At 40.8% G+C, this 22,583-nt stretch carries 25 protein-coding genes; 5 read left to right on the top strand and 20 right to left on the bottom strand.

Going from position 1 to position 22,583, the window contains the following annotated elements:
* Position 1: 1 nt before the first annotated feature.
* The 9 genes from BQ7314_RS00320 to BQ7314_RS00285 form a co-directional block, all read right to left on the bottom strand.
* Positions 2–316, bottom strand: a complete 315-nt coding sequence (locus tag BQ7314_RS00320; RefSeq protein WP_174481714.1) for a DUF4389 domain-containing protein — start codon at positions 314–316, stop codon at positions 2–4.
* Between the two features lie 5 nt (positions 317–321).
* Positions 322–1,317 (bottom strand): DUF2333 family protein, encoded by a 996-nt coding sequence (locus BQ7314_RS00315; protein WP_174481713.1) that lies wholly within the window; start codon positions 1,315–1,317, stop codon positions 322–324.
* A gap of 129 nt (positions 1,318–1,446) precedes the next feature.
* Positions 1,447–2,355 carry a tyrosine recombinase XerC gene (gene xerC / locus BQ7314_RS00310; RefSeq protein ID WP_174481712.1) on the bottom strand — a complete coding sequence of 303 codons (909 nt, stop codon included), beginning with the start codon at positions 2,353–2,355 and terminating at the stop codon, positions 1,447–1,449.
* A 2-nt stretch (positions 2,356–2,357) separates the two neighbouring features.
* Positions 2,358–3,032, bottom strand: coding sequence for a DUF484 family protein (locus tag BQ7314_RS00305; protein WP_174481711.1), 675 nt, complete (start codon positions 3,030–3,032; stop codon positions 2,358–2,360).
* A complete protein-coding gene (gene dapF / locus BQ7314_RS00300; protein WP_174481742.1) occupies positions 3,029–3,859 on the bottom strand; it encodes a diaminopimelate epimerase in 831 nt (276 codons plus the stop codon). Before dapF ends, BQ7314_RS00305 begins: the two co-directional genes overlap by 4 nt.
* 17 nt (positions 3,860–3,876) lie before the next feature.
* Positions 3,877–5,124 (bottom strand): diaminopimelate decarboxylase, encoded by a 1,248-nt coding sequence (gene lysA, locus BQ7314_RS00295; protein WP_174481710.1) that lies wholly within the window; start codon positions 5,122–5,124, stop codon positions 3,877–3,879.
* The gene (locus BQ7314_RS16025) at positions 5,124–5,243 is read right to left on the bottom strand and encodes a hypothetical protein (protein WP_425356626.1); all 120 of its coding nucleotides are present in this window, start codon (positions 5,241–5,243) and stop codon (positions 5,124–5,126) included. Before BQ7314_RS16025 ends, lysA begins: the two co-directional genes overlap by 1 nt.
* Before the next feature lie 6 nt (positions 5,244–5,249).
* Positions 5,250–6,626: a TRAP transporter large permease gene (locus tag BQ7314_RS00290; RefSeq protein ID WP_174481709.1), complete on the bottom strand. Its 1,377-nt coding sequence runs from the start codon at positions 6,624–6,626 to the stop codon at positions 5,250–5,252.
* The gene (locus BQ7314_RS00285) at positions 6,619–7,182 is read right to left on the bottom strand and encodes a TRAP transporter small permease subunit (protein WP_245394864.1); all 564 of its coding nucleotides are present in this window, start codon (positions 7,180–7,182) and stop codon (positions 6,619–6,621) included. The genes BQ7314_RS00290 and BQ7314_RS00285 overlap by 8 nt, the downstream gene beginning before the upstream one ends.
* 94 nt (positions 7,183–7,276) lie before the next feature.
* On the opposite strand from BQ7314_RS00285, the gene dhaK reads away from it, so the two are divergent.
* Positions 7,277–8,266 (top strand): dihydroxyacetone kinase subunit DhaK, encoded by a 990-nt coding sequence (dhaK, locus tag BQ7314_RS00280; protein WP_174481708.1) that lies wholly within the window; start codon positions 7,277–7,279, stop codon positions 8,264–8,266.
* 300 nt (positions 8,267–8,566) lie between these two features.
* Here the strand turns inward: dhaK and BQ7314_RS00275 are convergent, their stop codons facing one another.
* The 6 genes from BQ7314_RS00275 to BQ7314_RS00250 form a co-directional block, all read right to left on the bottom strand.
* Positions 8,567–8,794 carry a c-type cytochrome gene (locus BQ7314_RS00275; RefSeq protein WP_174481707.1) on the bottom strand — a complete coding sequence of 76 codons (228 nt, stop codon included), beginning with the start codon at positions 8,792–8,794 and terminating at the stop codon, positions 8,567–8,569.
* On the bottom strand, positions 8,782–9,387 hold the full coding sequence (locus tag BQ7314_RS00270) for a hypothetical protein (RefSeq protein WP_174481706.1): 606 nt from the start codon (positions 9,385–9,387) through the stop codon (positions 8,782–8,784). The genes BQ7314_RS00275 and BQ7314_RS00270 overlap by 13 nt, the downstream gene beginning before the upstream one ends.
* A gap of 209 nt (positions 9,388–9,596) precedes the next feature.
* Positions 9,597–10,604: an outer membrane beta-barrel protein gene (locus BQ7314_RS00265; protein ID WP_174481705.1), complete on the bottom strand. Its 1,008-nt coding sequence runs from the start codon at positions 10,602–10,604 to the stop codon at positions 9,597–9,599.
* A 176-nt stretch (positions 10,605–10,780) separates the two neighbouring features.
* Positions 10,781–11,956 (bottom strand): cupin domain-containing protein, encoded by a 1,176-nt coding sequence (locus BQ7314_RS00260; RefSeq protein ID WP_174481704.1) that lies wholly within the window; start codon positions 11,954–11,956, stop codon positions 10,781–10,783.
* Between the two features lie 10 nt (positions 11,957–11,966).
* On the bottom strand, positions 11,967–12,596 hold the full coding sequence (gene dhaL, locus BQ7314_RS00255) for a dihydroxyacetone kinase subunit DhaL (RefSeq protein ID WP_174481703.1): 630 nt from the start codon (positions 12,594–12,596) through the stop codon (positions 11,967–11,969).
* Between the two features lie 22 nt (positions 12,597–12,618).
* A complete protein-coding gene (locus BQ7314_RS00250; RefSeq protein WP_174481702.1) occupies positions 12,619–12,828 on the bottom strand; it encodes a DUF1289 domain-containing protein in 210 nt (69 codons plus the stop codon).
* A 165-nt stretch (positions 12,829–12,993) separates the two neighbouring features.
* Here BQ7314_RS00250 and zwf point away from each other — a divergent pair, with 165 nt between their 5' ends.
* Complete coding sequence (gene zwf, locus BQ7314_RS00245; RefSeq protein ID WP_174481701.1) at positions 12,994–14,466, top strand: glucose-6-phosphate dehydrogenase; 1,473 nt, start codon at positions 12,994–12,996, stop codon at positions 14,464–14,466.
* A gap of 96 nt (positions 14,467–14,562) precedes the next feature.
* Here zwf and ispA read toward each other — a convergent pair whose 3' ends face one another.
* Both ispA and BQ7314_RS00235 read right to left on the bottom strand, forming a co-directional pair.
* Positions 14,563–15,459 (bottom strand): (2E,6E)-farnesyl diphosphate synthase, encoded by an 897-nt coding sequence (gene ispA, locus BQ7314_RS00240; RefSeq protein ID WP_174481700.1) that lies wholly within the window; start codon positions 15,457–15,459, stop codon positions 14,563–14,565.
* Complete coding sequence (locus tag BQ7314_RS00235; protein ID WP_174481699.1) at positions 15,452–15,685, bottom strand: exodeoxyribonuclease VII small subunit; 234 nt, start codon at positions 15,683–15,685, stop codon at positions 15,452–15,454. The genes ispA and BQ7314_RS00235 overlap by 8 nt, the downstream gene beginning before the upstream one ends.
* Positions 15,686–15,764: 79 nt before the next feature.
* Between BQ7314_RS00235 and parE the strand changes: the two genes are divergently transcribed.
* On the top strand, positions 15,765–17,654 hold the full coding sequence (gene parE / locus BQ7314_RS00230; protein ID WP_174481698.1) for a DNA topoisomerase IV subunit B: 1,890 nt from the start codon (positions 15,765–15,767) through the stop codon (positions 17,652–17,654).
* Positions 17,655–17,844: 190 nt separating this feature from the next.
* Here parE and BQ7314_RS00225 read toward each other — a convergent pair whose 3' ends face one another.
* Genes BQ7314_RS00225 through BQ7314_RS00215 form a run of 3 tightly spaced genes read right to left on the bottom strand, consistent with a single transcriptional unit; the run spans position 17,845 to position 20,097 of the window.
* On the bottom strand, positions 17,845–19,167 hold the full coding sequence (locus BQ7314_RS00225) for an ATP-binding protein (RefSeq protein WP_174481697.1): 1,323 nt from the start codon (positions 19,165–19,167) through the stop codon (positions 17,845–17,847).
* Between the two features lies 1 nt (position 19,168).
* Entirely contained in the window at positions 19,169–19,849 is a 681-nt protein-coding gene (locus BQ7314_RS00220; protein ID WP_174481696.1) for a response regulator transcription factor, read from the bottom strand.
* Positions 19,850–19,860: 11 nt separating this feature from the next.
* Entirely contained in the window at positions 19,861–20,097 is a 237-nt protein-coding gene (locus BQ7314_RS00215; RefSeq protein ID WP_174481695.1) for a PepSY domain-containing protein, read from the bottom strand.
* Between the two features lie 178 nt (positions 20,098–20,275).
* Between BQ7314_RS00215 and BQ7314_RS00210 the strand changes: the two genes are divergently transcribed.
* Together BQ7314_RS00210 and BQ7314_RS00205 are read left to right on the top strand one after the other, a co-directional pair.
* Positions 20,276–20,536, top strand: a complete 261-nt coding sequence (locus BQ7314_RS00210; protein WP_174481694.1) for a hypothetical protein — start codon at positions 20,276–20,278, stop codon at positions 20,534–20,536.
* Between the two features lie 484 nt (positions 20,537–21,020).
* Positions 21,021–22,325 (top strand): DEAD/DEAH box helicase, encoded by a 1,305-nt coding sequence (locus BQ7314_RS00205; RefSeq protein WP_174481693.1) that lies wholly within the window; start codon positions 21,021–21,023, stop codon positions 22,323–22,325.
* Positions 22,326–22,583: the final 258 nt, after the last annotated feature.

Here is a 22,583-nt window from a genome sequence, read left to right as displayed (position 1 = left end):
ATTATTTTTTAGACACCAAATCCTTCTGTGCGCTAATTTCTTCTGTTAGCCCCCAATCCGAAAAAGGAAAAGGAATTTCATCCGTGTTAAAAGTAAGGAACAATAAAATATGGTAAGTATAAGCCGCTAATTTCTGACCAAAACTTAAAATATTTTGATTAGCACTCCCCGTTAATAAGGCGGAAGCGATTTGCAACAACACAACCCCCCACAACAAAGTACGCACGATACCAATAATAATGGCAAAAACAAGAATAAAAGCAATACGCTTCCAAGTCCCCACTTGTTTGAGATTGTTATTTAATTCTTCATCCATCGCTATTAACCTCTGTTCATTACATCACGCAAATCAAGTGCTGCCGCATTGGCCCGAGAAACATAACTAGCCATTGCTAAAGAATAGTTGGCAAAAATACCGTAGCCATTGCCATTAAGAATAACAGGACTAGTAATAGGAGCTAAGGCATTTTCCATTTCGTGGATCATAATATTGACCGTGTCCATTGCTCTTTTATCTTCTAAAATCAGCCTAAAATCATGCTTAATTGCTTTCAAAATATGTAACAAAGCCCAACAAGAACCGCGCGCCTGCCAAAAAACATTATCCAGCATTAACCAACTTGTTTGTGAAATTGCCGCAGATTTTTCTAGCTTAATATCATAAGCTTCATAGCGATCAGTACTCGCACTTAATTGTGTAGATAAACCACCTAAACGCTTAATAATAATTTCAATATATTGCCATAAATTATCTGCTCGAGAATAGAAATGCCCTGGGTTTTTATGGCTAGGATCAGCCAAACGCACCATATACTTATGTAGTGAGTCAATTCCTTTCTGATACTCAGACTCAGAAGAAGGCAAAGCCCATGAGTTATGCTCATAGTAAAAGTAAGGCTCGGCGTTAGCTAAATCTGGATCTTCTGCAGACTGAGACTGTGAACGCGCTAAATGATTGCGCAATGCCGAGGTAGCATCACGCAACATCACTAAAACCCCATACTCCCAGCTGGTAATATTATCTAAATACACACCAGGTACACCTACATCATTAGTGATATAACCCCCTGGTTTATATAACAAGGTTTCTGCAATATGGGCTAAAGTATTGGCATAAACATAGCCGATAGGCAAATCATCAATATGATCTTCTTGTTGCCGGATTTTCGCCTCTTCGATCACATCAAAGGAAGTAGGCTCAATACTCCAGTAACCGCCTAGCGCAATCACAATGATTACCGTGATGGCTCCTACGATTCCTAAAAACCACTTAAACCCCTTTGTTTCTGCTTCCTGCGAAAAGTCGCTTGCTGCCATTTTATAACCCTATTCAATTAAATAACCATACACCTCCAAAGCCACACTAATGGCACTTTTGAAGTGTAATCTATTATATTCCCGCTAATAAATTTTATTTATAGTAACATTTTTTACTAGCAAAACAGATCATTCGCTTGTTTTTTTTGCTCGTGGATGCGCCTGATCATAAACTTCAGCTAAATGCTGAAAATCTAAATGCGTATAAATCTGCGTAGTACTAATATTTTCATGACCTAATAGCTCTTGCACAGACCTTAAATCCTGGCTTGCTTCCAATAGATGACTAGCAAAGGAATGGCGCAACATATGAGGGTGCACTGCCTCAGTGACACCTTTTTTGCGACACCATTGCTTTAGGCGTAACTGAATACTACGCTGACCTAGCCGCTTACCTTTTACACTGGTAAAGACAGCATTTTCTTGCCTATCCATTGCTGGTGAACGAACTTTTAGCCACGCCTGCAGCGCACTAATTGCTTTGGTGCCTACAGGTAAAAGCCTAGACCTCCCTCCCTTACCTTTGACCACTTTTAACTGTTTATCATGCAAATCTATATCTTCTAAGTTAAGTTCATGCAACTCACTCAAACGTAATCCAGAAGAATAAAACAATTCAAACATCGCGACATCACGCAACTCTAAAATAGAGTTGGCATCAGCATCTAGTAAAGCACTTACTTGATCAACATCTAATGTTTTAGGTAGTTTTCGCGCTTGTTTTGGCGCTTTCACATGCAATGCAGGATTAATATCAACCTGTCCTGTTTTCATTAAAAACAAATAAAAACTTCTACTCGCCGAAAGTTCACGCTGCAAGCTCGTACTACTTAAGCCTAAGCGATGTCGTTCTGCGATATGCTTAAGCACATCTGTCGAACTTAAATCAGCCCAACAATCAACATTATGCTGCTCACAATAAGCCACTAAACGTTGCAAATCCCTTTGATAGCTTTTCACCGTATGCTCAGAAGCACGCTTTTCAACTTTTAACTGTTGTAAAAAATCTAACAACTGCTGCTGTGCAAGGGCTTGCATAATTAAGCTGCCTTCAGCAATGAAGCAAAGCGTGTGCCTATGATTTCACTCATCTGAGTTAAAAACAAATGCCCCATACTGTAATGAAAACGGCTATCATCGCGACTGCCAATTGCTAGCAATCCTTCTATCTCGGTAAATGACATAGGAATAATTGCGCAGGATTGGACCTCTAATGCATTATCACCAAAGAGAAATTGAGCTTGTGCTAAAGTGGGCTTGCCACAGCTTGCTTGATTACTGCCCAACTCTTTCACAAAGTGTGTTAACTCCTCACAATCTGGCGCAACAAATAAATCAGCTAATGCGGACTTATGCTTGTCAGCAGAAATAATTTTTACTGAAAAGAAATCGGTTAAAAAACATTCTGCCAAAACTACATTTAGATTCTCAATTGCCGCATCTAGCGTATCAACCTCAATCACAGCCAACGTTAGCTCATGCATTTGATTAGCTGAATGATCATTATCACGCGCTATTTCAATCAAGCCATTTAACTGCACCTCCATATCATGATGCCGCTGCCGAAATAATTCTAACTGTTTAGAAATCAATGACACAGCATTACCACTCGGATGTGGGACAGTCATATGCTCCAGTAACTCTAAATGCTCATTAAAAAACTCTGGGTGCTGTTTTAGATAATTTTCTACAACACTTGAATCAATTTCACTCATACTTCCACTCTTCCCTCAAATACACTTACCGCCGGCCCCGTCATAAAAACCGGTTTATCCCGACCTTCCCAATGAATTTTAAGCTTGCCTCCAGGCAGCTCAACAATAACATCTTGATCTAGTAATTTCTGCTCAATACCAATCACGACAGCGGCACAAGCCCCACTCCCACAAGCTAAAGTCTCGCCAGTGCCCCGCTCATAAACACGCAACTTAATAGTATGACGGTCAATAACCTGCATAAATCCTATATTCGCTCGCTCAGGAAAAAACGGATGACTTTCTAAAGCCTCTCCGATTTCACTCACTTGCGCAAGCTGCACATCATTAACCTTTAATACCGCATGAGGGTTCCCCATAGAAACCGCGCCAAAAGCCTTTTCTATCCCATTAACATCAACGGTATAAAATTTTTCTTCTTGCTCAGTACGTAAGGGAATGATCGCTGGACTATGACGAGGAATACCCATATTAACCGTAATCAAGCCATCATCATCAAAACTTAAGAGCAACTGCCCCCCCTGTGTATCAACCAGAATATTATCCTTATATGACAGCTTCTTATCTCTCACAAAGCGGGCAAAGCAACGCGCGCCATTACCACATTGCGCCACCTCACTGCCGTCAGCATTAAAAATGCGATAACGAAAATCCGCATCCGAATGCTTCGCAGCCAATTCGACCAAGAGTAACTGATCACAACCAACACCAAAATGCCTTGCCGCAATAAAACGAATTTGCTCAGGTGTTAAAGAAATTTCCTGACGAATCGCATCGATAACAACAAAGTCATTACCTAAGCCATGCATTTTTGTAAATTCAATTATCATAGTAAGCCGCTGCTTTAAGGTAGTAAATGCTCGCCCAACCATAATTGAGCAATCGTTTCACGTTCGCGTACAAGATACGCTTCTTGTTTATCGACCATGATTTCTGCCACTTTAGGGCGTGAATTATAATTAGAACTCATCGTAAAACCATAAGCGCCAGAAGAACGGATCGCCAATAAATCACCTTGTACTAAAGCGAGAGAACGATTTTTACCTAAGAAATCACCGGTTTCACACACAGGCCCGACAATATCCCATTCTTTTTCTGCCTCAGCACTCGCTAATTGCACCGGAATAATAGCCTGCCATGAGCTGTATAAAGACGGACGTACCAAGTCATTCATTGCCGCATCAACAATAGCAAAATTCTTATACTTGGTAGGCTTTAAATACTCTACTTTAGTGACGAGAATACCCGCATTACCTGCAATTGCACGCCCAGGTTCAAGTAAAATTTCTAAATCATTAGCACCTAGATGCTGCAAAATAGCCGCCACATATTCAGCAGGCTCGGGCGGTGTTTCGTCACTATAACAAATACCTAAACCACCACCTAAATCTAAATGATGCAAAACAATCCCTTCTGACTTCAAAGTTTCGACTATTTTTAGCACCCGCTCTAAAGCATCTAAAAAGGGGCGAGTTTCGGTTAATTGCGAGCCAATATGACAATCAATACCGATAATCTGAATATTTTTCATACTCGCTGCACGACGGTATTCTTCAAGAGCAGAATCTATATCAATGCCAAATTTATTTTCTTTTAAGCCGGTAGAAATATACGGATGCGTTTTTGCATCGACATCAGGGTTCACACGAAATGAAACGGGCGCTTTAACACCTAGCTCGCCCGCAATCTGGTTAATTCTATCTAATTCACCTTTTACTTCGATATTAAAACAACGAATACCAACATCTAAAGCACGCTTGATTTCATCTTCACGCTTACCAACACCAGAAAAAACAATCTTCTTTGGCTCACCTTTGGCCGCTAAAACACGCTCTAGCTCACCCAATGAAACAATATCAAACCCAGAGCCTAATCGTGCCAAAGTATTTAATATTGCCAAGTTAGAGTTTGCTTTTACCGCATAACAAATTAAATGCGCCTGTGCACCAAAAGCATCATCAAAAGCATGCCAATGGCGCTCTAGCGTTGCTTTTGAGTAAATATAGCAAGGTGAACCATATTGCTCAACAATCTTACTAACCGCAACATCCTCAGCACACAAGACATTATCATGATAATCAAAATAATCCATTACAGAGCGTCTCCCTGTTGAGTTTTAGTATCTTCTATTGGCATAAATAAAGGGCCCTGCTGGCCGCAGGCAATCAGCAAGCTAAATAGCAAAGCAGTTAATAATCTAGGAAATATCATACGTTATCAAGCATAAATAAGTGACGGCAGCCAAGTTGCCAGTTCAGGAAAATAAGCCAACACCCCAAGCAAGAACAACTGAATAAGAATAAACGGGAACACCCCTTTATAAATTTGTCCCGTTGTTACTTCAGCAGGCGCTACGCCGCGTAAATAAAATAAAGCAAAACCAAAAGGTGGTGTTAAAAAAGAGGTTTGTAAATTTAAGGCAATCATAATACCCAGCCAGACCGGATCCAAACCCATCGCCAATAAAACAGGACCGACGATAGGCACAATAACAAAGGTAATTTCAATAAAATCAAGTACAAAGCCTAATAAAAACATCACTAACATGACGATAAACAGCGCACCAAACTTCCCGCCCGGTAAATCAGACAGTAACTCAATAATGATTTCATCGCCTTCAAAGCCTCGAAAGACCAAGGAAAACAGAGCAGCACCAATAAGAATCATAAAGACCATACTAGTAATTCGCGTGGTATTACGCGTAACATCTTGCAATATTTCCTTGTTTAACTGCCCACTGACAAAAGCGAGAAAAATCGCCCCTATCGCCCCAACAGAAGCAGCTTCCGTCGGTGTTGCTAGGCCTCCAATAATGGAACCTAATACCGCTAAAATAAGCAACAGTGGCGGCAAAAGACTTTTAAATACTCGAAAATAAAAGCCCTGCTCATGATTTCGAGTCTTTTCCGGCTTGGGCAAAGCATCCGGTCTTAACCACGCTGTCACAGCAATATAAATTAAGTACATGAATACTAACAATAAACCTGGCACTAATGCGCCAGCAAATAAATCCCCCACGGAAATGGTTTCCGGTGCAAATACTCCCATATCTAATTGTGCTTGCTGATAAGCCGTAGAAATCACATCACCCAGCAAAACCAAAACAATCGAAGGTGGAATAATCTGTCCTAGTGTTCCTGATGCGCAAATAATGCCACAAGAAATAGAGGGATCATAGCCACGTTTTAACATAGTAGGTAATGATAGTAAGCCCATAGTCACAACCGTGGCACCAACAATTCCTGTACTAGCCGCCATCAGCATACCGACAATCGTTACTGCCAAACCTAAACCACCATGCAAAGATCCGAATAATTCCGACATCGCTTCAAGTAAAGATTCGGCAATCTTAGCGCGCTCCAGCATGACCCCCATAAAAACAAATAAGGGCACAGCAATCAACGTTTCGTTGTTCATAATACCAAATAAACGATTTGGTAATGCTGCCAAAAAATCCGCATCAAAGGTATCCATTTGTAAGCCCAATAACGCGAACAATAAAGCCGTACCACTCAGCACAAAAGCAACCGGATACCCTGATAATAAAACGACAAACACAGCAAAAAACATCCATAAAGCCATATAACTATCCATGTTTAGCGCCTGCTGTGATAATAACATTCAACTTAGAAATCAGTAGAGATATACCCTGTAAAACCAATAAGCCGGACATCAATATTAAACAACTTTTTAATAAATAAACCAAAGGCAGGCCACCTGAATTACGCGAACCTTCGGTAATAGCCCAAGAGTCAACAACATACTCCCAACTACTCCATAATATAAAACCTGCTACCGGCAATAAGAGCAATAAAGTGCCAAAAAAATCAATCCATGCTTTAACAACCCGTGTGCAACGCTGATAAACAATATCGACACGCACATGACCATCATGCTTTAAGGTATAGGCAGCACCCAGCATAAATACTAAACTATGCATATAAATAATTGACTCTTGCAAAGGCACCCAACTTAAATCAAACAAATAACGCAAAACGACTATAATAAAAGTAGTTAAAACCATCGCAAGCGTCAACCAAGAAACCAAGCGCCCAACAAACTCATTAAGAGCATCTATTGCCTGCGCGGCCTGTTGCAAAAAAGAAAAAGATGAGGCCATAATAAAACTAAGAATAGCAAAATGTAGCATTATAAACCTAATCGCTTATTATCTTAATAAGTTTCAGCCTTAAGACCTTACACAATCAGCAATACTCTCTATTTATCATTTTCGGAAACAGACTATGAAAAAATTTATCAATGAAATCGATACTCTCTACACAGAAAGCCTAGAAGGATTTGCCAAAGCCCACGCTGATATTATCCAACTGAATACCGAGCCCTATTTTATTAGCCGCGCGCCAAGTACGCACAAAAACAAAGTTGCCATTATTTCCGGTGGTGGCTCTGGTCATGAACCCTTACATTCTGGGTTTGTCGGCAAAGGCATGTTAGATGCAGCATGTCCTGGGCAAATATTCACCTCCCCCACTCCTGACCAAATGCTTGCTGCTGCAGAAGAAGTTGCTACAGAAGCAGGTGTATTATTTATCGTCAAAAATTATGCTGGCGATGTTATGAACTTTGAAATTGCCGCCGAAATGCTGGAATGCCCCAATGCTTCAGTGTTAGTTGATGATGACGTGTCTTTACCCAAAACACATAGCACAGGACGTCGTGGTGTTGCTGGCACTTTAATTGTCGAAAAAATAGTGGGTGCTGCGGCTGAAAATGGCGCTGATTTAACTGCATGTAAAGTCTTGGCAGAACGCGTCAATAACAACACAGCATCTATGGGTGTAGCACTCACCAGCTGTACCGTACCCGCATTAGGCGAACCAACTTTTGAAATTGACGCACAAGAAATGGAAATGGGTGTGGGTATTCATGGCGAACGCGGCCATAAAACTATGCCGCTCGCCACGGCCACGGAAATAGTTAAAACGATTGCCGAAGCTATTGAAGCAGATTTAAAACCTCAAAAAGGCCAGTCAGCCTTACTGCATATTAATGGTCTAGGCGCTACACCGTTAATGGAGCAATATTTGATTTATGATTTAGCAGAAAAGTTCTGGCAAAAACGCGGTATCAATATCACCCGTTCTTTAGTTGGCAATTATACTACTTCATTAGATATGGCAGGCGTGTCGATCACTTTAACCTTACTAGATGATGAAATGACGCAATTATGGGATGCGCCCGTACATACGCCTCATTTACGTTGGGGCTGTTAAGCATTAACAAAACGAGTAAAGCCCCCTTCTAAATGCACACTTCACTCATTTCCTTAAAAGCTAAGAACAGAGCCCTAAATACTGAGGCATAATTAATTTAACGCTTTGTAGAATCGAATTTATTTGTACCTTCATATTTAATAGGATTTTTAGTACCAAATAAATTCGATCCTAGAGACGTAATACCAAAGTCGCTGCTGATAGTATTTGAGAAAACCTATGAAAACCTCCTTCGGTTGGTGCTTACTCGGAGGATACTGCTTACAGGTTTCATGGAACAGCTGTTATTTTGTACATCCCCTAATTAGGATTACGCACATAAGCAGCAATCGCTTGTAACTCAGCATCCGTTAGAAAACTCAAAATTCCCATCCCACCTTCATTTTCATTGATGGCTTCTCGTGTTTCCCTAGGGTCTACTGCTTCATAAATATCATTTTTTCCTCGAGAAGGGTCTACGCCATGGCACTCAGCACAATGAATAGCATATAGCGCCTTCCCTGTCGTTCCCCCGGTCACTGGTACCATACTTCCGTTTGAATCACTCCAACCATCTTTATCATGATCATCATCATAATAACCATCTTTATCATGGTCATCATCATGAAACCCATCTTTATCAAGGTCATCATATAATAACCATCTTGATCTAAATCACTATCCGCAAAACCATCCCCATCAAAATCACCACTGTGCGCAACCGGTAGGCCTACCATAAAGTTGACTGAAGTCAAACCGCCTACCCAATTAGTAAAATTTAATGGATCAGTGCCCGTACGAGTAACAATTTTATAGACTGGGTAGCGCCCTGCCGGAATACCCGCTGTCGAAAAATTAAATAAAGGTATAGACCCTATATAAACCTGGTTTGCCGCAAAAGGACTGATGCGTTCTGTCAAACTGTTCCCACCATTTGCTAGAAAGAGTAACTTCTCCTCGACCCCTATTGCAATATATAAATCTCCCTCAACGGCCGCCGTAAAATCAGCGCTTGCAGCAAGTCGCTCACTACCATCGTTGCCAAGCACCGCTTTAGAAGTACTGATATCAGCAAGTGCTAAATTCGATAAGGCACTCAACCCTATCGCCACTGCAACAGATTTTAGTTTAAATAAGTTCATTAGATTATTTTCCTGAAAGTAATACTGAAACGGATGTTACACACTCAAAATAAAATACTAAAGAGTAATTCAGAGAACCCTTACAAAGGGTTAAGAGTGTCATAATATGCGAAAAAAACAATTAATGATAATTAACATAAATAATACATACCATTAGCTTTTATTTATACTTAACCCTTAGGCGCGCCACTTTACAGCAAATTAAGTAGTTAAATATGAAACTCAACTCCTAGCCAAACGTTATTATTCTGCACACTGAACTGCTCATAATTAAACTTACGCGAACCATGCTGCCAGCCTGCTTTAAGTAAAGTGGTTTCCGTTAACTCATATAAAAACTCTAGCTCACCCTGATAAACGTTTTCATTACCTGCATAATGAATATCCTCGGTATAGCTACTGGTAAAGTCATTATGCTCATAATCAAAAATCACCCTCATTTCTAATTTAGGTAATAGGTGTATTTTTAGCTCTGCTGAGGCAAAGTGATTAATATAAGCTATATCATCTTGGTAATACACCGTTTGCTTATGGTCGGTATAGCCTCGCTCAAAATGATAACCAGCCAATAACTCAATATCAGAAGTAATAGCCCACTCAAAGTGCGAACCAACCGTAAAAAACTGAGTATCGCGATAGGCAAACGGCTGATCGTAATCCCTAAGACCATAGCGCACGAGGCCACGCAACATTAAATTATTAAACAACTCATGCTCTAAATGCATAGACCAAATATGACTATTAAGTCGCTCATCTGCTTCCCCTTCACCATGCTCATCTTGTGACAAAGACTTAACACCAACAAATAACCTAGGCACAAAGTCGTAAAGAAATTTTATTGTCGTTTTCTCTGTTAACGCCTGCGCAACTTCCATCTGAAAGAAACCATGCGTATATGCGCTATAGTTATTAAAAATATACCCGCCCGCATCCAAAGTAAGTTCAAATTCACCCAGCGCATTCTCAGTTGCCCAACTAACATAAGCACTAGGCTCGTATACTGCATCAGCGCCCTGGTTTGGCTCATCAACAATCGGCTGAGTTGGATCCTCGTCCAATGAGAGACGGCGTGTTACAGAAAACAACCCTACATCATCAGTATAATAAGTACTAAAATCAAAGCCACTAGACCATTCAGCGTACGCCGCATTAGACATGACCGAAAAAACCGCTAGCAATACTATTTGACGCCTTAAGCTAAAGCTGTGAACCCACATAGTTATTCTCTTCTTAATTTAGGTAATCCATTTTTTTAGAAACCAAAATATTTTCTCTATAATAAACATCAAGAAAAATGAGTTCCTAGCCAGGAAAATAAATCATTATACATAAAAATAATAATATACTAATATATAATCGATAAAAATATCCTCACTCAGACTCTAAGCGTATATTAACCCTCACTCCAAAACCAAGCACCCTCGGCAATCAACTGACACAATAACGTAGCAGCCGACCGATTTTTAAGTATCTTTTGCCAATCACTGTCTCGCAAAATGGCCTGCTCGGTTAATAGCGGCAAAGACTTGCCCCCCTGCATATCAACCTCATAAACTTCACCAGCCATATACAACTGACCATTCTTTGCATGACTAGACCATGCAAAACGAAAATATGGATTCCTCTGCAATATACCGCCTTGCTCAAACAGAACAGTCAACTCATCTACCTCTGGTAGCTCAGTCGCTGCCTCTGTCGCTAAAGCAGTTAAGCTAGGTTTTGTCTCGGTAACAATTTTACCTAATACGCGCGCCAAAATAGGTTCAGCATCATCAACTGCCTGATGTAACATTTGTTTCAAGCGTGCAACAGAGTGAGTATCTATTTCACTACCCGGCTTATTTAACAAATCAGGGTCACTGTATTCAGCTTTACCTAATTGTTGTTCAAGCAAATTATTCACTACCGCATCCAGAGCCTCAACTTGAGTCGGGGCGCGAAAGCCAAAAGAAAAAGTCATGCAATCATTAAGTGCAACACCATGATGCGCAAAATGTGGCGGTAGATATAACATATCACCTGGCTGCAAATCCCAGGTTTGGTCCGCTGTAAATTCAGCTAATATTTGCAGGCCTAAACCATCAACTAGTTGAGCTTCATGAATAGGCCCTTCACCAATTTGCCAACGACGTTCACCCATTGCTTGCAATAAAAAAACATCATAGCTATCCGTATGAGGCCCTACCGAACCAAATTCAGAGGCGTAACTAATCATTAAATCATCACGTCGCCAATCGGGAATAAAACGAAAGGGGTCAAGCAAATACTGCAACTCGGGTAAATGTTTATCGACATCTTGCACAAGTATTGTCCAATGTGTTTCTGGCAGGCAAGCAAAATCACCTTCACTTAATGGCCCGCTAGTTACCTGCCATGCCTTACCTTCTTGACCACACTCTTCAATCAAGCGTGATTCAATCTCATCTTCACAAGCTAGACCCGCCAACTCTTCTGGACTTATAGGCGAGACAAAATCAGGGAAGGCCTGACGTATTAATAATGGCTTTTTTTGCCAATATTGCTCTAAAAATTGTTGTTGACTTAGTCCAGTATTAAAAAAATTAGCCATAAATACCTTTTTATTGTCTTTGCAATGTATCAATAATTGCACTAATGATTAACTGACTACTTTTTGCGCCTGCATCAATATGCCCTAAACTACGTTCACCTAGAAAAGAAGCACGCCCTTTAGTCGCCAACATATCACGTGTTGATTCCATGCCAACCTGCGCAGCCTGTTCAACTTGTACCAATAAATCAGGGAATTCAGCACGACTCGCATTCTCTTGCAAAACTTGCGCAACAGGGATCAAAACATCCAGCATTGTTTTCTCACCAGCCTCAGCCTTACCGCGCAATTTCATAGATTCAACACCCGCAGCAAACGCTTGAGCAAACACCTCAACATCAACAGCCTGACCCTTAGCTGTTTTTGCCATAGTCACAAATAAAGTGCCAAATAAAGAACCTGAAGCACCACCAATCTTACTCATGCAAATCATGCCTATTTTCTGCCATGCACTCGCCCAATCTAGCTGAGCGATTTCATCTTGCTGCGCTAACAAAGCATCTAAGCCACGCTGTAAGTTAATCACATGATCACCATCACCAATTGCCTTGTCTAATTCAGTCAATTCATCGGCATGCAATGTTACTGTATTATTTACTGCCTGAATCAACTCAGGCAAAATATCAGGATTTATTTTCATGATGTTTACTCCTATATATCACTTAAGGCTTCTGCAGTTTTCTTGCTAAAGTCTCGCCAATAAATTGCGCAAAATCCTCTGGATTTTCATAGTCTTGTTTTTGCGCAAATTCCACCAAACCTTTTATCAACACTTTCGTCTCTGCGATTTCTTTATGTGAGCGACCACAACCATTACAGTGCGTGCCAGTATCTTCACACCACGCACCACCTTTACAAGGGTTAAATTTCATTTTCCACCTCCGAGTTCAATATTTACTTTTACTTAGGGGGGTAATATACTCTAAATCAGTGCCACAAACATTACTGGCGTTTTATAGCATAATCCCCCTGTTTTATAGCCTTTAAGCTCTTATGCTATAAAGCTAGGTCATTATTCATTCAAAAAAAATAAAAAAATGACAACAACACAAGAAATATTCCCACCTTGCGACTTAGTTATTTATGGTGGGCTAGGCGATTTATCACGCCGTAAACTCATTATTTCTCTCTATCGCTTAGAAAAAGGAAATTTTTTAGAGCCTGATACACGTATTATTGCCGTTGACAGGCTAGAAGAAGACAGTGCCAGCTTTATTAAAATCGCCTATAAAAGCTTACAAGACTTTTTGGGAGAGCCCCTTGATGAAGCCATCTGGAAAAAATACTCAGCGCGTTTATCCTATCAGAAAATGGATTTAACGCAGCCTGAAGAATACAAAATTTTCAACCAACTAACCGACTCTAGCAAGCGAGTTATGGTTAATTACTTTGCTGTAGCCCCTTTCTTATTCCAACATATTTGCAAAGGCTTAAAACACTCAGGCGTGCTAACCGATCAATCACGCATGGTCATGGAAAAGCCCATTGGCCATGACCTTGAATCATCAAAAGAGATTAATGATACCGTTGCTAGTGTATTTAATGATGATCAAGTCTTCCGCATCGATCATTATTTAGGCAAAGAAACTGTTCTTAACTTATTAGCTTTACGCTTTGCCAACTCTATTTTCACTACCAACTGGGATCATAACACCATTGATTCTGTACAAATCACGGTTGCAGAAGAAGTCGGTATCGAAGGTCGCTGGGAATATTTTGACCAAACAGGGCAATTGCGCGATATGGTACAAAACCATTTGTTACAAATTTTGACCTTTGTTGCTATGGAACCGCCCGTTAATTTAGAGGCACAAAGCATACATAGCGAAAAAATCAAAGTACTCGATGCTCTACGCCCTATTACCGCAGAAAATGTCCATGAAAAAACTGTACGCGGCCAATACACGGACGGCTTTATCAAGGGTAAAGAAGTTCCCGGCTATCTTAATGAAGAAGGGGCAAATACTAGCAGCACCACTGAAAGCTTTGTCGCCTTGCGTGTCGATATTGATAACTGGCGCTGGGCTGGCGTGCCATTCTACCTACGTACTGGCAAGTGCTTAATGCATAAGCGCACAGAGATTGTCATTAACTTCAAACAGCTACCACACAATATATTCCAAGAAAGCTACCGAGAATTACCCGCAAACAAGCTGATCATTCATTTACAACCCAATGAAGGTATTGAAATTCAAATGCTAAATAAAATCCCGGGGATTGATGAAAATATCAAATTACAACGTACAAAACTGGATTTGAGTTTTTCCGAAACCTTCAAAAACAGCAAGCTGTTTGGTGGTTATGAAAAATTAGTTTTAGAAGCAATGCGCGGTAATCCCACTTTATTTATCAGTCGTGCAGAAATTGAACAAGCCTGGACATGGATCGACTCTATCTCAGAAGCTTGGGAAAAATCTAATGAAGAAACAAAAGGCTACCCAGCAGGAACTTGGGGACCGGTTGCTTCAGTTGCGCTACTTGCTAGAGACGGTAGGGCTTGGGAAGAGTAATCAACTAACTCAGCACCACCAGTCCTTAAAGGACTAGTGGTGCTTGTGGATATTATTTAGTTTACCATCATATACAAGTTATTTTATGCCCATTCCTTAATGGTCGCGCTGAATAATATACAAAGAAAGATCACGCAATAAATCAGCTTCTGGGCCAAAATCAGCCAAACTTTCTAAAGCTTGCTCATGTAGGTTCTGAGCCTTTTCTTTAGCACCTTCTAAACCTAATAAAGCGGGATAAGTCGGTTTATCGTTATCTTGATCTTTACCTTGCGTCTTGCCTAAAGTCGCGGTATCACTTTCTTCGTCTAAAATATCATCTTTTACTTGAAATGAAAGTCCGATACATTTTGCGTAATGATCTAATTTAGCGGTCACAGCTGGGTCTAAATCTGGTTGAGATAAAGTCGCCAGTTGCACTGCGACACGAATTAACGCACCGGTTTTATGAATATGCATATTCTCTAGCTCAGGCAACGTGAGTTTTTTGCCGACAGATTCTAAGTCAATTGCCTGCCCGCCCACCATGCCTTGTGAGCCACTGGCTTTTGCTAAAGCCTGAATCATTTTTATGCGCGTTGCAGCACTCGCTTGCATGCTGTCATCATTAGCCAAAACTTGAAAGGCTAAGGTTTGCAAGCCATCACCTGCTAAAATAGCCGTTGCTTCATCATATTGTATATGTGATGTTGCTTTACCACGGCGCAAGTCATCGTCATCCATTGCGGGCAGGTCATCATGTATCAATGAATAGACATGAATAAACTCAACAGCACAAGCAGGGCCATCTAAAACGTCGGCTGCTATGCCTAAAGCCTTACCCACACTATATGTCAACATAGGACGCATACGTTTACCGCCATCTAAAGCACTATAACGCATCGCATCATGCAATCTTTTTGGTAAAATATTATTAGCGGGTAAGCGTAAGTCTAAAGCCTTTTCGACCCGCTCTTGGCTAGCGACTAAATATTCTTTTAAGGCGTTACTCATCTGTAAATGGCTCCAAAGTTTGTTGACCGTTTTTATCTAATAATATTTGCACTTTTTGCTCTGCTTCTTGTAAAGCGGTTTGGCAAATACGCGTTAATTTCACACCTTCTTCAAATGATTTTAATGACTCTTCTAAAGATATATCTCCCTGCTCCAATTGCTCAACAATTCCTTCTAAATTCTTGAGAGAATCTTCAAATAATGTTGCGCTTTTCTTTCTAGCCATGTCGATAAAAATAATTTAATGATACGATGTATTAGGCAAACTATTATATATGAAAATCGTCAGAGTAATTAACTAGAAAATGAGTAATACCTATAACGCAGCGGCTATTGAAGTTTTAAGTGGTTTAGACCCTGTGCGCAAACGACCGGGCATGTATACCGACACCACTCGGCCTAATCACTTAGTACAAGAAGTGCTCGATAACAGTGTCGATGAGGCTGTCGCGGGACACGCATCCAGTATAGAGGTCACTTTATATAAAGACGGCAGCATCAAGGTACAGGATGATGGTCGCGGCATGCCAGTTGATATGCACCCGGAACAAAACATGCCTGGTGTTGAAGTTATTTTGACTCAATTACATGCTGGCGGTAAATTTTCTAATAAAAATTACCAATTTTCAGGGGGTTTGCATGGCGTGGGTATCTCTGTTGTTAATGCGCTTACGGAACGACTGGAAGTTGAAATAAAACGCAATGGTAAAGTTTATCAGATGCAGTTTGCTAATGGCGAAAAACAAAGTGAATTAAGCGAGATCGGCACGGTTGGCAAAGCGAATACCGGTACTATGGTACATTTTTGGCCCGATGCTAGCTATTTTGATTCTAATAAAGTCTCCGTCTTAAAACTTAAACACGTTTTACGCGCTAAAGCTGTACTTTGCCCCGGTTTAAAAATTCGTTTAATCCTTGAGCAAGGCGAGGAAACTTTTGAGTGGCTCTATCAAAATGGCTTGGAGGAATATTTGTTAGACCGTGTAGGTGATGTTGAGTTTTATCCGAATGAGCCCTTTATGGGGAAAATGTCATCAGACCATGAAGCCGTTGAATGGGGAATCGTCTGGACAGCTGAGTCTTTACCTGAAAATATCACTGAAAGTTATGTTAATTTAGTCCCTACCTCGCAGGGCGGAACGCATGTTAATGGCTTGCGCACTGGTTTAACTGAAGCTATGCGTGAGTTTTGTGAAATTCGTAATTTATTACCTCGCGGGGTAAAAATCACCCCCGAAGATGTTTGGGAGCTATGTCATTATATTTTGTCTGTTAAATTGGAGGATCCGCAATTTTCAGGGCAAACCAAAGAGCGCTTAAGCTCGCGCGAGTGCGTTACTTTTGTTTCTGGTGTGGCTAAAGATAGCTTTAGCTTATGGCTTAATCAACACCCAGCTGCGGGGGAAAAAATTGCTGAAGTCATTATTTTGAGCGCACAAAAACGTTTAAAATCTAGCAAAAAAGCGATTCGCAAAAAGATTTCAGCCGGCCCTCAATTGCCTGGTAAATTAGCCGATTGTGCCTCGCAAGATATTACTCGCAGTGAGTTATTTTTAGTGGAAGGAGACTCAGCGGGTGGCTCAGCCAAACAAGCGCGTGAGCGTGAATTTCAAGCAATTATGCCATTGCGCGGGAAAATACTTAATACTTGGGAGGTGGAATCAGCGCAAGTGATGGCTTCTCAAGAGGTTCATGATATTGCCGTTGCGCTTGGCATAGAGCCTGATTCAGATAACTTAACTGGCTTACGTTACGGTAAAATCTGCATACTCGCGGATGCTGACTCTGATGGGCTGCATATTGCTACTTTGATTTGCGCCTTATTCTTTAAGCATTTCCCTAAACTGGTACAGGCGGGTCATGTCTTTGTTGCGATGCCGCCTTTGTATCGTATTGATGTCGGCAAACAAATATTTTATGCTTTAGATGAGTATGAGCGTCAAGGGGTGCTAGATCGCATTAAAGCTGAAAAGCTCAAAGGTAAAATTAATATTCAGCGTTTTAAAGGCTTGGGTGAAATGAACCCAGCGCAATTACGTGTGACGACGATGAATCCAGATACTCGCCGGTTAGTACAGCTCACTATTGAAGAGGGCGATGATACCCATGAAAAAATGGATTTATTGCTGGCGAAAAAACGCTCACAAGACCGTAAGTTTTGGCTGGAAAGTAAAGGTAATTTGGCCGAGGTTTGAAATAATCTAACTCGTAGACCGGATAGCGTAGCATTTTTTCGGCATAGTGTTTACCGCTGATGACAGGGTTACTTCTGATGATGGCAAACGCTACGCTATTCCACTCTACGTATTCTTGAAGTACGTGATGCTACCAATAAAAAATGGATTTATTGCTAACAAAAAACACTCGCAAGATCATAAACTCTAGCTAAAAAGTCAGGGTCACTCTAACCCCAACCCCACCTAAATGACTTTTTCCTATCTTTAACTCACCACCATAAGCTTGCACTATATTCTTTACAATAGACAAGCCAATGCCATGCCCAGCGGTTGATTGGTCTGCACGCACACCACGCTGCAATAGTTCATCTACTTTTTCTGGTGCTAACCCTACGCCGTCATCATCAATACTTATAAATAGGTGATTTTCTCTTTGTTCAGCCTTGATAATTATCTTTTGCCTAGTCCATTTAAAAGCATTTTCTAATAAATTGCCTAGCACCTCCATTAAGTCGCCTTCATCCCCCCTAAAGTTCAAACTGCTATCAACAATAACTTGCACAGCGATGGCTTTATCCGCATAAACTTTTTGTAATGAATTTAGCAAACGCTCAATAGTAGATAATAAATTCACTCTTGTACCCTGTTTAGTATCTGCTGATACCGCCCATTGCAGTTGATATTTTACAATCATATCCATTCTATCTAACTGCTCTTGCATACCTTGCTTATCTTGTTGCTGCGCCCCTGCTTGTAAATTGACTTGTAAAACAGCTAATGGGGTTTTTAGGCTATGCGCTAAATTGCCCATCGCATCACGATAGCGTATTTTCTGCTGTCTCTCTTGTTCTAAAAGTAAATTAATATTATCGGTCAGCTGCTTAATCTCTTGTGGATACTGTGCCTCAATTTGCCGCTGCTGACCTGTTTCAATATGATTAAGTTCGCGCCCAACTTTACGTAAAGGTGATAGCCCCCAGTGCAAAATAATGGCTTGACTACATAATAACAAAACTGCCATCGCGCCAAGCCAACCCCATAAGGAGGCGCGGTAGCGATTAATTTGCTTATCAAAGGAGCGTAAATCTGTAATCACGCTAAAGGTCAATTCGACACTTTCTGCCTGAGTCGGCCAAAGCACTGTGTATGCGGTACGATAAAAACCTTTATCATCAACATAGACTTTGTTAAAAATTTTTTCGCCTTGTTTTAATAAAGGAGGTTTGGGTAATGTAGTGCCAAGTGTTGAAGACGACTGCCATAGAATATTGCCAGTAGGGTTACTAATCGTCGCATAAATACCAGAAGCCGGTAGACCTAATAAGGCATCCAACTCGTTTGAAGGCATAATCACTTGCTGATTTTCCATTTCAGCAGCAGCCATCAATGCAAATAGTTGACTGCTCATCGTGTCGCGCAACGCGCTTTCCGTGCTATCAAAAAAAGCCCGCTCCAATGCAAAGGCTGTTAGACAAATAAAACTGAGCAGTACTAAAGCTGCACTTAAGTTAATTCGCGTAGCAAGCGACATGTTATTGTTGATCGTAAAGCGTAAAACGATAGCCGCGGTTACGCAAAGTTTCTATGGGGTGCAAGCAACTATTTGGGTCTAATTTTTTACGTAAACGACCAATCAATACTTCAATCACATTACTATCTCGATCATGATCGTGCGGATAGATATAATCTGCGAGACGCGCTTTAGAAACGGCTTCATTTGCATGACGCATTAAATAATCTAACATACGATATTCAAAAGCTGTTATGTCTAATAATTCATTGTTTAACCAGACTTGTTCTGTGGACGGGTTTAGCCTTAGACCTTGGCAACTTAGCTCTGAAGTTGCCGAACCAGCCGATCGACGTAATAAGGCTTTAAGCCTAGCAAGTAGTTCTTCCATTTGAAATGGCTTAACCAAATAATCATCCGCTCCTGCTTCTAAGCCTTCTACTTTTTCTTGCCATCGACTACGTGCAGTTAAGACCAGTATAGGTAGTACCGACCCTTGCTTGCGTAGTGTTTGAATAATTTCTATGCCGTTCATTCCCGGCAAACCTAGGTCAATAATCGCAGCATCCGCAGGATATTCGGTGGCAAAAAAGTACCCTTCATTACCATCACCGCTAACATCGACTATATAACTTTCTTTTTCTAAACTTTGTTTAATATGATCTTGTAAATCAGGGTCATCTTCAATCAACAGTATTCGCATTAGCCACGCCTTTACTTGATTTTCCCACTATTAACATCAACTTGAGTAATTTTCACTTCGCCATTGCTGAGCAGTATTTTTACTCGATATGTATTACCTTTACGCTTTACGCCCAATACTCGCCCTACATTTACTTGTTGAGCAATACTAACCGCCTGTTGCTGGCTAATATTGACGGGAGCCGCATAAATATTACAGCTCACCATCAATAAACAGATAATATATAGATAATTCATCAAATTTTTCATTAAATTAGCCTAATTTATTTAATCACTAGAGTTTACACTGCGTTCTTATTAAGGCGCAAAACTCATTTGCATGACTAATCATATCAAGCAGCACTTAGGTACAATAGCTCGTTTAGGTTGATATTTTAATCACGGAATAAGAATCTAAAATCGCCACCTTGCAAGCCAAATAAAATACGTGCAGGCTGATAATAATTATGATTTTGAGCATAATACCTATGATTATGATGCTTTCTGTGCCCGTGCCGATAAGCATGCTTATCAAAGTAACGGTGATGTCTATTATGTCGCCAACCATACGCATGATGCTTATGATGGCGGCGATATTCATTACCATAACCCTGTCTATGTTGATGTTCAAACCTGTCATTATAGTGTGTTTCAGCTTCATGACGATGCGAGCCATGCTTATTACTATGTTCTCCCCTCTCTGCCATAGCGATAGACGATGTGAAAACTAATATTATGCTAACGAATGTAATTGATTTTATTTTTGTGATTATTTTCATCTTATTGCTCCAAGTAACATTTTTAAAACGGAGTAATTTTCCGTTATTGATACTTTACCGCGCAAAGACTGAACGAAAGCTGAACAAGAATAATCTATAATGACCTCTTTTTATCTTGCGTCACCATATAATAATCAAGCTTTACGTTGCTCCACCTATTATTTCTTCTAAAGTAATCCTGAATTCGTATAATATGCATAACCTCTGAAATCAACTAAATAGCGCCCATTAAAACCTCGAAAATAACTACATTTTTTATTTATCGAGGAAATCCCCTAATTTATTTCATGCATGCCCTTAAGATCCTGTAAACTAGGTGTCCGCACCAAGAAATGGAACAGTTATGATGCCCGCGTCTCGGAGATCATTTCCTTTCTATCGCAAAAAGTAATTCCAAATTAAAAGAGAAAATCTATGAGTTTTGCCTCCCTAGGCCTATCCCTCCCTATTCTTGACGCTGTAACAGCACAAGGTTATAACACCCCCACTCCAATACAATCCCAAGCGATTCCAGCCATTCTCGAAGGCAAGGATGTTATGGCTGCCGCGCAAACTGGCACAGGGAAAACAGCGGGCTTTACACTGCCTTTATTAGAGCTACTGTCTAAAGGCCAGCGCGCACCAGTAAATCAAGTGCGTGCTCTGGTTTTAACACCCACGCGTGAACTTGCGGCTCAAGTTGAAGCAAGCATCACTAGCTATGGTAAAAACTTACCTCTGAAGTCTGCCGTTGTTTTTGGTGGCGTAAAAATAAATCCACAAATGATGCGCTTACGCCAAGGCGTAGATATTCTAGTAGCAACGCCTGGGCGACTATTAGATTTATACAATCAAAATGCCGTCAGATTTTCACAATTAGAAATCTTAGTCCTAGATGAAGCTGACCGCATGTTAGATATGGGCTTTATTCATGATATTCGTAAAATATTAGCCTTTTTACCTAAACAACGTCAGAACTTATTATTTTCAGCTACTTTCTCAAATGAGATTCGTCAGTTAGCTAAAGGCATTGTTCATAACCCTGTAGAAATGTCGGTCAGTCCTCGCAATACAACAGCAGAAACCGTTAAACAATGGATTTGTCCCGTTGATAAAAAGAAAAAAGCCCTTCTATTAACCAAACTCATCAATGAGCAGAACTGGCAACAAGTGCTCGTGTTTACACGAACAAAACGCGGTGCAAACCAACTTACCCGTCACTTAGAAGCAGAAGGTATTCAATCTGCCGCCATTCATGGCAACAAAAGCCAAGGCGCGCGCACCAGAGCCTTAGCTGATTTTAAAGCAGGTACAGTGCGTATTTTGGTTGCCACAGATATCGCCGCACGCGGCTTAGATATTGATCAGCTCCCCCAAGTAGTGAATTTTGACTTACCAAATGTTCCTGAAGATTATGTGCATCGTATTGGCCGTACTGGTCGTGCAGGCGCATCAGGTCAAGCCGTATCATTAGTCAGCGCCGATGAATTCGAGCAACTATCAGATATTGAGCGCCTCATTCAGAAGTTACTCACGCGCGAGATTATTGAAGGTTTTGATCCTGTACATAGCTTACCGGAGTCACGCTTGGATACACGTCCGTTCAAAGCAAAAAAACCGAAAAAACCGAAAGTAGAGCACCGCGATGGACAGCGCTCAGGTACTCATAAACAAGGCAATAGTCCAAGTAGTAGAAATCGTAATAGGTCTCGCTCACGTAGTGCCGCAACAGCCAAATAAAGTATAACCGTTCAGCCCCCTTCTCATTACCCTCAGCCCTACTGAAAAAGATTTAGGACTCGCATAAAATCCTCATACCCACAAATATTTGAGATATTAAGGTCTGTAGAGAGCGCATCACGTAAACGATGCGCTTCGCTCCTCAGCAGCTACGACACTCTGTAGCCCTCTAAAAATGTATGGATTTACATGCTCGCCACCGGAGTGCGCTATAGCTATAAAATTCAGCGCCCGACTATACCTCCTATCGTCGAATTA

Source organism: methanotrophic endosymbiont of Bathymodiolus puteoserpentis (Logatchev), assembly GCF_900128525.1.
Taxonomy (GTDB): Bacteria; Pseudomonadota; Gammaproteobacteria; order Methylococcales; family Methylomonadaceae; genus Methyloprofundus.
Note: the sequence above shows the minus strand (reverse complement) of the source record. Positions and strands in the feature narration are given on the sequence as shown.